This window comes from Marinospirillum sp. (genome assembly GCF_044810985.1).
GTDB lineage: Bacteria > Pseudomonadota > Gammaproteobacteria > Pseudomonadales > Halomonadaceae > Marinospirillum.
In genome coordinates, this window is sequence record NZ_CP085242.1 from 282048 (window position 1) to 293946 (window position 11899).

Annotated in this window: 9 protein-coding genes; 6 read left to right on the forward strand and 3 right to left on the reverse strand. The window is 55.0% G+C overall.

Going from position 1 to position 11899, the window contains the following annotated elements:
- Nucleotides 1-42: 42 nt before the first annotated feature.
- Complete coding sequence (locus LG323_RS01375) at nucleotides 43-315, forward strand: HU family DNA-binding protein (protein ID WP_310697060.1); 273 nt, start codon at nucleotides 43-45, stop codon at nucleotides 313-315.
- A 138-nt stretch (nucleotides 316-453) separates the two neighbouring features.
- Nucleotides 454-2319, forward strand: a complete 1866-nt coding sequence (locus tag LG323_RS01380; RefSeq protein ID WP_404418363.1) for a SurA N-terminal domain-containing protein — start codon at nucleotides 454-456, stop codon at nucleotides 2317-2319.
- A gap of 66 nt (nucleotides 2320-2385) precedes the next feature.
- On the opposite strand, the gene LG323_RS01385 is transcribed toward LG323_RS01380, so the two are convergent.
- Complete coding sequence (locus LG323_RS01385) at nucleotides 2386-3630, reverse strand: MFS transporter (RefSeq protein WP_404418365.1); 1245 nt, start codon at nucleotides 3628-3630, stop codon at nucleotides 2386-2388.
- A 123-nt stretch (nucleotides 3631-3753) separates the two neighbouring features.
- Between LG323_RS01385 and nagZ the strand changes: the two genes are divergently transcribed.
- Genes nagZ through LG323_RS01405 form a run of 4 tightly spaced genes read left to right on the forward strand, consistent with a single transcriptional unit; the run spans nucleotide 3754 to nucleotide 7266 of the window.
- Nucleotides 3754-4800, forward strand: a complete 1047-nt coding sequence (nagZ, locus tag LG323_RS01390) for a beta-N-acetylhexosaminidase (RefSeq protein ID WP_404418367.1) — start codon at nucleotides 3754-3756, stop codon at nucleotides 4798-4800.
- 12 nt (nucleotides 4801-4812) lie between these two features.
- On the forward strand, nucleotides 4813-5925 hold the full coding sequence (locus tag LG323_RS01395; RefSeq protein ID WP_404418369.1) for a mechanosensitive ion channel family protein: 1113 nt from the start codon (nucleotides 4813-4815) through the stop codon (nucleotides 5923-5925).
- A gap of 14 nt (nucleotides 5926-5939) precedes the next feature.
- Nucleotides 5940-6509, forward strand: a complete 570-nt coding sequence (locus LG323_RS01400; protein WP_404418371.1) for a hypoxanthine-guanine phosphoribosyltransferase — start codon at nucleotides 5940-5942, stop codon at nucleotides 6507-6509.
- A 22-nt stretch (nucleotides 6510-6531) separates the two neighbouring features.
- Nucleotides 6532-7266, forward strand: a complete 735-nt coding sequence (locus tag LG323_RS01405; protein WP_404418373.1) for an S-methyl-5'-thioinosine phosphorylase — start codon at nucleotides 6532-6534, stop codon at nucleotides 7264-7266.
- A gap of 6 nt (nucleotides 7267-7272) precedes the next feature.
- Here LG323_RS01405 and LG323_RS01410 read toward each other — a convergent pair whose 3' ends face one another.
- Both LG323_RS01410 and mfd read right to left on the reverse strand, forming a co-directional pair.
- A complete protein-coding gene (locus tag LG323_RS01410; RefSeq protein ID WP_404418375.1) occupies nucleotides 7273-8082 on the reverse strand; it encodes a CsiV family protein in 810 nt (269 codons plus the stop codon).
- 67 nt (nucleotides 8083-8149) lie between these two features.
- The gene (gene mfd, locus LG323_RS01415) at nucleotides 8150-11629 is read right to left on the reverse strand and encodes a transcription-repair coupling factor (RefSeq protein ID WP_404418377.1); all 3480 of its coding nucleotides are present in this window, start codon (nucleotides 11627-11629) and stop codon (nucleotides 8150-8152) included.
- Between the last annotated feature and the right edge of the window lie 270 nt (nucleotides 11630-11899).

Here is an 11899-nt window from a genome sequence, read left to right on the forward strand (position 1 = left end):
ACGGAACAGAAGCGAGTTTGAACCTAACTAAGGGGTAGAAGAGTGAATAAGTCAGAATTGATTGATGCTATCGCTACCAATGCAGATCTTCCCAAGGCTGCTGCAGGTCGTGCACTTGATGCGATGCTGGATGCTGTAACCAGCACCATGCAAAAAGGTGAGAGTGTTTCCCTGGTGGGTTTTGGCACCTTTGCAGTAAAAGAGCGTGCTGCCCGTACCGGCCGCAACCCTCAGACCGGTGCTGAAATTCAGATTGCCGCTGCCAAAGTGCCTAGCTTCAAACCCGGTAAAGGCCTGAAAGACGCAGTGAACTGAGTCCAGGTTTTTTCCGCATCAAAACGCACCTGTCACGGTGCGTTTTTTTTGTCTGCAAAAGACGGTCTGCATTGGTTGTTGGCCGCTTAGGCGGTATAATCCTTTCTTCTTTTCCGCTGTGGGTAGACTGAGGACTGCATGCTTGTAAAAATCAGAGAGAAGTCCAAAGGGATCGTGGCCTATTTCATTGTAGGTTTGATTGCTTTGGCATTTTCCATGTGGGGTATGGACTCACTCTTCACCGCCCTGCGCGGAGACCCCAATGAACTGGCCAAGGTCAATGGCGAAAGCATTAGTCAGATGCAGGTTGATCGTTACGCACAACAACAGATGCGTCAGCTGATGCAATCCGGCCAGGTGGATCCTGATCAGATTGATATGAACCAGTTGCGCCAATTTGCCCTGAGTCAGTTGGTTCAGGAAGAGTTGTTGCGTCAGGAAGCCAAAAACCTGAATATGCGCATCCCTGATGGCCTGATTGAGCGTGAAATGGTTCAATTTGATGCCTTCATGGGAGAAGACGGTCGCTTTGATCGTGAAATCTTCACCCAGCGCCTGCGCCAACAGGGTATGTCCGCGACGGATTTTCGTTCCCAATTGCGGGAAGACCTGCTCAACCAGCAACTGCTGGGTGGCCTGGCTGCCTCCGAGTTTGTTTTGACTCCCGAGTTGGAAGAGTTTCAGCAACTGGTCGGGCAGCAGCGCGATTATCGTTATGTGAAAATCAATGCCGGGGATTACCGGGATCAGGTCGAGATCAGCCCTGCTGACATAGAAACCTTTTATGAGCAGGAAAGTGAGCGTTTCATGACTCCGGAAAGAGTCCGGGTGGATTACCTGATTTTTGATCCCTCCGAACTGGCTGAAACCCTGGAAGTGACCGAAGAGGAGCTTCAGGAAGAATATCAACGCTTTGTTGAAACGCAGGAAGGGGAAAGCAACTATTCTGCAGCCCATATTCTGCTGACTTTTGACAATGCTGCTGAAGAGCAACAAGCCAGGGAAACCCTGCAGGAAGCCCGTCAGGAAATTCTGGATGGAGCCAGCTTTGCCGAACTGGCCCGGGAATTGTCCGAAGATGCGGCCACGGCCCGAAGAGGGGGTGATCTGGGAGCTATTCAGCAGGGCAGTCTGGATTCAGCCTTTGAAGAAGCTTTGTTCGCTCTCGACGAGGTGGGTGATCTGTCTGGTGTTGTGGAAACCGATTTTGGTCTGCACCTGATCCAGTTGACCGATCTGGAAGAAGCAGAGGTAGCTGCCTACGAAGAAGTCAAAGAGGAGCTGCGTGAACGCCTGTTGGCCCAGCCACTGCGTGCAGCGACCAGTGATATGCTCGAGCAGCTCAACAACCTCAGCTTCAGCTCGGATGATCTGAGTCAGGTGGCCAGCGCCACGGAGCTGGAAATGCAAACCAGTGACTGGCTGAATGCCGGCGATCTGGAAGGCTTTTGGGCAGAACCGGAAGTGAGCGCCGAACTCTTCTCCGAAGATATCATTGAAGACGACTGGATTACCGAACCTTTGCGCCTTGAAGACGGTCGTTACCTGGTGCTGGCCAAAAATGAATACCAGCCTCGCCAGCCCCAGCCTCTGGAGGAAGTGACCGCGGAGGTTCGTAATGAACTGGCTGCACAAGAGGCCCGGCAATTGGCGCAGGAAGAAGCTAACCGCCTTCAGGAAGAACTGCTGGAAGGAACTGAACTGGATGCAGACTGGGAAAATGTGGAAGGGGTGAGTCGTAATCAGCGCTCCGTTGATTCCGCTATCAACCAGGCCGCCTTTGCCTTGAACCTCGAAGCTGAACCGGCAGTCCGTACGGTCACCCTGCGCTCGGGTGATGTCGCCCTGGTGCAGCTGCTTGCCATCGAGCCGGGGGAAGTCAGTGAAAGTGAAGATGAAATCCGGCAATTGAGCAGAATGTTGAAGGAAGATCGGGGCAATCGCTTGCAGTCCGAGTTCGTCAATCATCTGGAGCAACAAGCTGAGATTGACATGCGGCAATAACAGCCCGTCACCCTAGCCGCCATAAAAGAAAAAGCCAGTAGCTGATCACTACTGGCTTTTTTTATTCTACTCAGGGCTTTCCAGGGTGACTGGTTTTCTGGGGGCCAGAAAATACCAGAGTAAAGCCAGAAACTGGCAGCCTGCCACAGCCGCAAATGCAGAGATATAGGCCAGCAGCGGGTAGTTGCCCTCACTGTCGGCTGGCCAGAGTCCGATCAGGACACCAATCAGCCACTGGATTAGAAAAGCAGAAGAAAACACCAACAGATTCAAGGCCGTATTGACGCGTCCGGCCAGCTTCTTGGGGAACTGCTGAGACAGGGCGGCATACATGAGAGTCCCGGAACTGCCAAAAAAGCCCAGTAAAATCCACACCAGAGAGGCTGGGATCGGCAAACGCAGAAGCAGGATCAAGAGGGACAGGGAGAAAATTAACATACCGGCGATGCTGACCTGAGTGGCACTGAAACCCAATTGATGAAGACGCGTGGTCAGCCAGCCCAATCCCATGAACCCGGCCACCATTCCTGCTGCCGACCAGAACAACAGATCAGCCGTCGCGGCTGCAGTCAGGCCTTCCACTTCTCTTAACCAGACTCCGGCCCAGAGGCTTAACAGGGCAATATAGATGGCCTGATTCAGCACGCTGGCCGGTGCCACCCGTAAAAAAGCTGGTTGACGAAAGATCGCCAAGCTGTCCCTTATCTGGATGCCCAGTGAGTCGGAGCTGCGGTTTTCGGCAGTGAGAATTTCGGGAACCCGCAAACGCACCAGCACAGCAATCACCAGGGTCAGCAGAGCCAGACCTACGAAGAGGCCACGCCAGCCCACCAGAGGCAGCAGCAGCTCGACAGGGGCTGTTGCGGTCAGGGCACCCAGACCCCCGCACGCCAGTTGCAGACCATTGATCATGGCCAGTCTTTGCGGTGGAACCAGTGCAGCATAGGCTCGAAAGGCAGACATCAGGCAGGCCGAGACCCCCAGCCCGATCAGACCGCGTCCCAGCCACAGCAGGGCAGCCGAGGTAGCAAAAGCAAACACCAGAGCCCCTGCCGCAGCCAGAAGCAGGATCGAGGCTGCAACCTTGCGGGTATCATAACGATCCAGAAGTACACCCAGCGGCAACTGGGCGGCCGCAAAGAACAGAAAATAGGCACTGCCAATCCAGCCCAGCGTGGCTGGCCCCAGGCCCAATTCCAGGGCAACGGGTTCGGCAATGACGCCATTGACCACCCGATAAAAATAAGACAGGTAATAACCCAGAGCAAAAGGTAGGAAAACGTGCAAAAAGAAGCGTGGGGTCAGTTTCACAGTCACTCTCATCAGTCATAATGAAGAATGCACCAAAGTAAGGCGATTTACAGGTTTTGGCAAGCCAGGAAGTATCTGCTAGAGTTCGCCACCATATAAAACTCCCTTTTAGGATCATTTGTCATGACAGCAGGGCGCTTAATGCTGGATTTAACCGGCATCCAGCTTGACCGGGAAGAAGTGGAAGTATTGCAACACCCAGCGGTGGGGGGCGTTATTCTGTTTTCCCGCAATATTGAGTCCGCTGAACAGGTGGGGCGTTTGTGCGCTGAAATCCGGGTTCTCAGACCGGAGCTGCTGCTGGCCGTTGACCAGGAAGGGGGTCGCGTTCAGCGCCTCAAAGATGGCTTTACACGCCTGCCGCCCCTGCGGCAATTGGGATGCCTGTATGCTCTGGATCCCCAGGCGGGTTTACAGGCCAGTCGCCTTCTGGGGCAGTTAATGGCCAGCGAAGTCCTGGATGCCGGTCTGGATTTCAGCTTTGCCCCGGTACTGGATCTGGATTATGGCCGCAGTGAAGTGATCGGGGATCGTGCCTTTGCTGCAGATACAGCCAGCCTGATTGCCCTGGCCGATACCTATATAGCGGGTATGCATGAAGCCGGTATGGCGGCCATCGGCAAACATTACCCCGGTCATGGCTATGTCAGTGCTGACTCCCACACCTCTTTACCGGTGGATCACCGCTCACTGGAAGAAATAAGGTCAAGTTGCTTGCAGCCTTTTTCAGCCCTGACCCGGAAATTACAAGGTATAATGCCTGCACATGTTATCTATACGGCCTTGGATCAACAGCCTGCCGGTTTTTCCCAACCCTGGTTGAACCTGTTGCGTGAGGAGTTGGGGTTTACCGGCATGATTTTCAGTGATGATCTGGCCATGCAGGCGGCTGCGGTTGCCGGATCTTATCCTCAGCGCGCTGAAGCGGCCCTGTCAGCGGGTTGTGACCAGCTTCTGGTCTGCAACAATCGACCGGCTGCCCTGGAAGTTCTGAACTGGATGGATGCCCGGCAGCTGGAAGGCAGCGAGAAAGCCGCAGCCTTGAGGGCCAACATGCCCATCAACAACAACTGGCAGCAGTCCCCGGAAGCCTTGCTGGCCCGCCAGGTGGCAGAGAGCCTGGTGAATCAGGATTTGCAAAGGGCCCGACATGCTTTGTCTTCAGTTTAAGAGGAAGAGTTCGTGGATGACTCCTTAGAAAAACTATCTTCAATGGGTGGCCTTATCCCTGCTGAGTATGTATGGATTCTGCAGGTCTTTGTGGTGATCTTTGCTGCCTTAGTGGCCAATCATTACGCCCGGCGATTTTTTGATCGTCTGGAAAAGCGTTTTGCGGTCAGCAGACATCACTGGGATGAGCTTCTTCTTGACGCCGTCCGCAAACCGGCCGCCCTGTTTATCTGGGCCCAGGGTTTATTCTGGGCACTGGATATTCTCAAAGCCAATTCGGATGTGGATCTGTTTGATGTTGTTGACCCGATTCGCAGAGTGACGGTCATCCTGCTGCTGACCTGGTTTGTGGTGCGTTTTGTAAGTGGGATGGAGCATCAGTTGGTCAAGCCGGGCGATCACCGCAAGCCCATGGATCTGACCACAGCCAAGGCCATCAGCAAACTGCTCAAGGCTGCAACCATTATCACTGCGGGTCTGGTCATGTTGCAGACCCTGGGTTTTTCAGTCTCCGGGGTGCTGGCTTTTGGTGGCATCGGGGGTATTGCCATGGGGTTTGCGGCCCGTGACCTGCTCGCTAACTTCTTTGGTGCCTTGATGCTTTATTTTGATCGCCCCTTTGCGGTGGGGGAATGGGTGCGTTCACCGGATCGCGAAATTGAAGGCACGGTGGAAGATATCGGCTGGCGCCTGACCCGCATCAGAACCTTCGATCAGCGTCCACTTTATGTGCCCAACGCGACCTTTGCCACCATATCCGTGGAGAACCCTTCACGGATGTTCAATCGGCGCATTTATGAAACCATCGGAATCCGTTATCAGGATGCGGATAAAATGCGATCCATCATCAAACGCGTTCACCAATACCTGATTGATCACGAAGAGCTGGAAACCGATCATCGCACCCTGATTGTCAACTTTGACAGCTATGCGGCCTCTTCACTGGACTTTTTTATTTACACCTTTACCAAAACCTGCAACTGGGTGGAGTTTCACCGCATCAAGCAGGAGGTGCTTCTGGATATTTTTGATATTTTGCGTGAAGAAGGTGCTGACATTGCCTTTCCCACACGCACCCTGCACCTGGCTGATGGCCCGCAGGCTGATCTCCCCGTTAATCATTAATTTAAGGCATTTGCATGCATGAAGAAACATTGAGCGAAATTAAACGCATCAACCAGGTTCTTGAAGAGGCCGATTGTTTGGTCAGCGAGCAGCAGGTTGCCGCTGCGTTTGATCGGATGGCCGCCGAGGTGACCCGTCAGCTCAAGGGTGCCAGGCCGGTGGTGTACTGCGTCATGAATGGTGGTCTCTTTACCACTTCCGAGCTGGTCAAGCGGCTGCATTTCCCTCTGGAAATGGATTACCTGCATGCCACTCGCTACCGCCGTCAAATCAAGGGTGGTGATCTGCACTGGCGGGTGGAACCTGAAGTGACCATGAAAGGCCGCAGTGTGCTGATCGTGGATGATATTCTTGATGAAGGTGCAACCCTGGCGGCAATTCTGGATCATTGCCGGGAGCAGGGTGCCAGTCAGGTTCTCTGTGCCGTGCTGGTGGATAAAAAACACAACCGCAAGGCGGTGGAAGGCTTCAAGGCAGACTTTACCGGCCTGGAGGTTGAAGACCGCTATCTGTTTGGTTGTGGTATGGATTATCAGGGCTATTTGCGCAACCTGCCCGCTATCTATGCCCCCAAGGGCTTGTAATCACTGAACAGGGGAGAAAGGCATGCTGGCTATCATAGGTGGAACCGGATTCACCCAGATGCAGGAAGTGGAAATTCTGGCTGAACGCTCTCCCTACACCGCCCTGGGAGAAGCTTCCACGGCTGTAACAGAAGCCAGACTGGAAGGTCAGGAGGTGTTGTTCCTGGCCCGGCATGGACATCCCCACAAGCTGCCACCCCATAAAATCAACTACCGGGCCAATCTCCTGGCCCTACAGGCTGCTGGTGCAACCGAGATCCTGGCGGTCAATGCGGTCGGGGGTATTGACCCTGACCTGGAACCTGCCAGCCTGGTGCTGCCTGATCAGATCCTTGATTATACCTGGGGGCGTGAATCGACCTATTTTGACGGTGACTTCCTGCCCCTGGATCATATCGACTTTTCCTTTCCTTATTCTTACGAAATGCGTTTGCGTCTGCTGTCGGCAGCCCGTCACTCAGGTATTGCTCTTCGCGATGGCGGTACCTATGCCGCCACCCAGGGCCCACGATTGGAAACAGCTGCGGAAATCAAGCGTCTGGCCAGGGATGGCTGTACTCTGGTGGGAATGACCGGCATGCCGGAAGCCGCTCTGGCCAGGGAGTTAAATCTGCCTTATGCCTGCCTGTCTCTGGTGGTTAATCCGGCGGCAGGCTTGAGGGAGCAGGAAATTACCCTGCAGGAGATGCAAGAGGCACTTGACCAGGGTATGCATCAGGTACGCAATCTTCTGCGCACCTATACCGGCAGCCGGTGAGGCTGCTTAGCGTCTGGCGCTGTCCGGTTCTTTTTCGTCCTTGTCCTCTTCGGGTGCTCTTTCTATTTTGACCAAAATACCCAGGTAAGGGCTGTCAATAAAATGCAGCTCGCCGCTGCGCATCCTGCGTCTCTGGCGCATTTGTGCCGATTCCTTGATTTGATACTCCTGGTTGATTATTCGGGAAACCTCCCCGTCCTGATCGGCTGCCGCCTGATCCGTCAGGGCGGGCAACTGAGGTGAAGTGCCCAGGCTGCTGCGATTCTGGTTGAGAAATCGGGTCAGGGCCGCAGACCGGTGCGTGGTTTCCAGTGGCTCGAAGCTATGCAGGTAGAGATCGGTTTCCAGATGCAAATAACGCGCAACACTGAGTTGCAGCTGGCCAATCAATTCCGGCTGGCCACCATAATAGTCACCGGCTTCCAGCAGCAGTGGCAAGCTTCTGTCTTCAGCCACCACTGGCATTTGCCAGGCATCATGAAACAGCAAGCGATAATCGTCACTGCGTTCCAGAGCACGGGCATGATCGGTGAGCTGCAGCTCCCGGGGTTGATAAATCTGAAGTGGCCCCTGGCTCAGATGGGCCCAATAGGGGGAAGGGCCAAGCATATAGGCGGCGGATTCCAGAGGCTTAAAGACCTTGGGTTCTCCAGGCAGCTCAGTGGCTCCAGGCCCCGGCGTCTGGGTGAAAACCAGCAATTCAATGATGTAATCCCGCTCATTGTGGTGAGGTAAGAGCTCCTCCAGTTCATCAGCTTGGGCAGCCAGAGGGAAGAGAACAAGGGAGAGCAGCAGAGCAAAAGGGATCAAACGCATTGTAAGGTGCTTCCTGAGCGAAATAATGACAAAAGGTTAGGGCTTTGCAGGACTGAAGTCAAAGCCCTCAGGCCGCCAGGGCGGCCAGCAGTTGCTCCAGGGCATGGAAACACTGGTCTGCACTTTCCATGTTGCGGTTGAACTTCAGCATCTGTCCTCCCTCGAGGCGATAGACCCGTGGCTGATTCTGTACCAGTTGCACCAGTTTAATCGGTTCGATTTTGGGCTGGTCGCCAAAATGCACAACACCACGATCCTTGCCGACATCCAGCCGGGCCAGCCCCAGTTCTTCTGCCTGGTGTTTGATCTCGGTCAGGCGAAACAGATTTTTGGTGGGCTCCGGCAGCAATCCGAAGCGGTCAATCATTTCAATCTGCAGATCCTTTAAACCCGTTTTGTCTTTACTGCTGGCAATGCGCTTGTAAAGTTGCAGGCGCATATTCACATCCGGCAGATAGTCTTCAGGGATCAGGGCCGGAAGGTGCAGGTTGATTTCCGTACCTCTTTGCAGGGGTTGATCCGGGTTGGGGGTCTTGCCCTGACGGATGGCTTCCACAGCTTCCTGCAGTAGATCCATATAGAGGGTCAGGCCCAGGTTTTCAATCTGGCCACTTTGTTCATCCCCCAGCAGTTCCCCGGCACCGCGAATCTCCAGATCCTGCGAAGCCAGCAGAAAGCCGGAACCCAGGTCTTCATTCAGGGCAATGGCTTCCAGGCGTTTCTCGGCATCGGCAGTGAGCTTTTTGCCTTCGGGCGTCAGGAGGTAAGCATAGGCCTGGTGGTGGGAGCGGCCCACGCGACCGCGCAGTTGATGCAGTTGCGCCAGACCAAACTTGTCAGCCCGTTCGATGATGATGGTGTTGGCATTGGGAATATCAATGCCGGTTTCAATAATGGTGGAGCAAAGCAGGACATTGAAGCGTTTGTGATAAAAGTCCTGCATGACCCTTTCCAACTGACGCTCCGGCATCTGGCCATGGGCCACCCCCAGCCGGGCTTCAGGAATCAGTTCGCGCAATTTTTCGGCGGTGTTCTCAATGGTCTTGACTTCATTGTGCAGGAAGTAAACCTGTCCACCCCGCAGAAGTTCGCGCAGAATGGCTTCCTTGATGATGGATTCATCGCGCTGGCGGACAAAGGTTTTCACCGACAAGCGCCGCGCCGGTGCGGTGGCAATGATCGATAAATCACGAATACCCGACATGGCCATATTCAGGGTGCGCGGAATGGGAGTGGCCGTCAGGGAGAGCAAATCCACATTGGCGCGAATGGCCTTGAGCTTTTCTTTCTGGCGCACGCCAAAACGGTGTTCTTCGTCGACGATCACCAGACCCAGTTGCTGGTATTTGACCCGAGCCTGGAGAAGCTTGTGGGTGCCGATGAGAATATCCACCTTGCCTTCTTCCAGCCTTGTAATGGCTTCTTCCTGCTCTTTGGCTGAGCGAAAGCGTGAAAGCAGCTCAATATTCACCGGCCAGTCGGCAAAGCGATCCTTGAAGTTGTCGTAATGCTGCTGGGCCAGCAGGGTGGTGGGCACCAAAACAGCCACCTGGTGACCGCCGTTGACGGCAATAAAGGCCGCCCGCATGGCCACTTCGGTCTTGCCGAAGCCGACATCACCGCAGACTACACGATCCATGGGGCGCGAGCGGCACATATCGCGGATGACCGAATCAATGGCCAACTGTTGATCCACGGTTTCTTCAAAAGGAAAGGCCGCTGCAAACTGGTCATAGGCTTCTTCATCCAGCGTGAAGGCGTGACCTTTTTGGGCTTCACGACGGGCGTAAATATCCAGCAACTCGGCGGCGGTATCACGAATTTTCTCGGTGGCCTTGCGTCTGGCTTTATCCCATTGTTCCGAGCCGAGGCGATGCAGGGGCGCACTTTCATCGGCCAGACCGGAATAACGGCTGATGCGATCCAGAGCGGCCACGGGCACATAGAGGTTAGCTTGGTCGGCATACACCAGCTTTAAAAATTCCTGCTTCTGGCCTCCGGCCTCCAGCACTTCCAGGCCTTCATAACGCCCCACGCCATGATCCAGGTGAACCACCGGGCTGCCCAGGCTGAGTTCAGAAAGGCTTTTGAAGGCCAGATCCTGGTTAACCGCAGAAGCCTGGCGGCGACGGCGTTGTTGAATACGCTCACCAAACAGCAGGGATTCGGTGACCAGGAGGATTTCCGGTGAACCCACCCACAAGCCACGATCCAGTGGGGCCAGGGTCAGTGCCAGGGCGGGGCGCTGGTTGATAAAGTCAGCCCAGCTGTTAACCAGTTGCGGCTCCAGATGATGCCGCCCCAGCAATTCCAGAAGAGCCTCCCGGCGACCGGCGGATTCTGCCGTCAGAAGAATACTGGTTTTTGGGTGTCCTGCCATAAAATCCTGCAGGGCGCCCAGAGGGCGGCTGGCCTTGGCCTGTACGGAAAGATCCGGCAAGGACTGGCTGGTCAGTTGCAGATCACCGGCTAACGAGTCATCCGGGGCTTCGGAAGGCAGAAAAACACGCGGGAAAGCTTTGCGCTCGCGGTTGAGTGTCTCCACCGGCAGGTAAAGCTCTTGCGGCGGCAGGCAGGGGTGGCGCACATCATGGCGCAGGCTTTCATAGCGGCGCTGGATTTCTTCCCAGAAGTGGCTGGCGGCTTCACTGGTGTTGCCCAGCTCGGCAATCAGGGCTTCGGCGGGCAGATAGTCAAACAGGGTGGCGGTGTGGGTGAAAAACAGAGGTAGCAGAAATTCCAGCCCTGGAGTGACCCGGCCTTTTAAAGTGTCCTGATAAAGATCACAGCGCGACAAATCCAGATCAAAACGGGTCTGGAATTCGGTGCGAAAATTTTCCAGAGCCGTAGCTGTCAGGGCAAACTCATGCGCAGGCAACAGGGAAATCTGCTCGGTTTTTTCTTCGGTACGCTGGGTTTCCGGGTTGAAAAAACGCAGGGATTCGATGTCGTCATCAAATAGCTCAATGCGCAGCGGTTGTTCACTGCCCATCGGGAAGAGATCCAGCAGGCCGCCACGCACGGCAAACTCACCGTGTTCGTACACGGTATCCACGGCCCGATAACCGGCTTCTTCCAACTGGCGGCGGAAGGTATGCAGGTTCAGTTTCTGATTGAGATGCAGATCCAGAGCATGACTGGCGACAAATTCAGCCGGAGGCAAACGCTGCATCAGGGTGGTTACCGGCACCACCAGCAAGCCTTTTTGCTGGGAAGGCAAAGCCAGCAGGGTTTTCAGGCGCTCGGAAACAATGTCCTGATGGGGTGAGAAACGATCATAAGGCAACACCTCCCAGTCGGGCAGGGTGAACACGGGCAAGCGCCCTTCACTGAAAAACTCCAGCTCATCCGCCAGGGCCTGGGCTGAATTGCTGTCCGGACAGACCACCATCAGCAGAGCCGGGTGCTTTTCCGCAGCCTCCACCAGTGCCAGAGCTTCGGCAGCCCCTTCCAGTTGCAGCCAGCGCTGAATGAATCCGGCTTTGCGCGGCGGCGCTTCGGGCAAGAGGTGCAGAGAAGAAAAAGCAGCAGCGGACTTCTGGGGCACGGAGATTTCCTTGGCAGTCAAAAACAAGAGATTCTAGCAGTTGAACCAGAGAGGCTCCAGTTTCCATCCCTGGCATCGCTCTCGGAGAGAACTCCTACAGTGGAGCGCAGTCTGGTGGGGGCACAGCCCAGGTGAGAGCGCACGGAGCGAGCTCCCACACTGTAGGAGGCCGCTCCGCGGCCGATTGCCCTTGCCCCTAAAGTAGCAGGGCACTTTAGGGGTGCAAATTTGCCTAACCAGAGTCCAACAAGCATAATAGCGCGCGAAAAC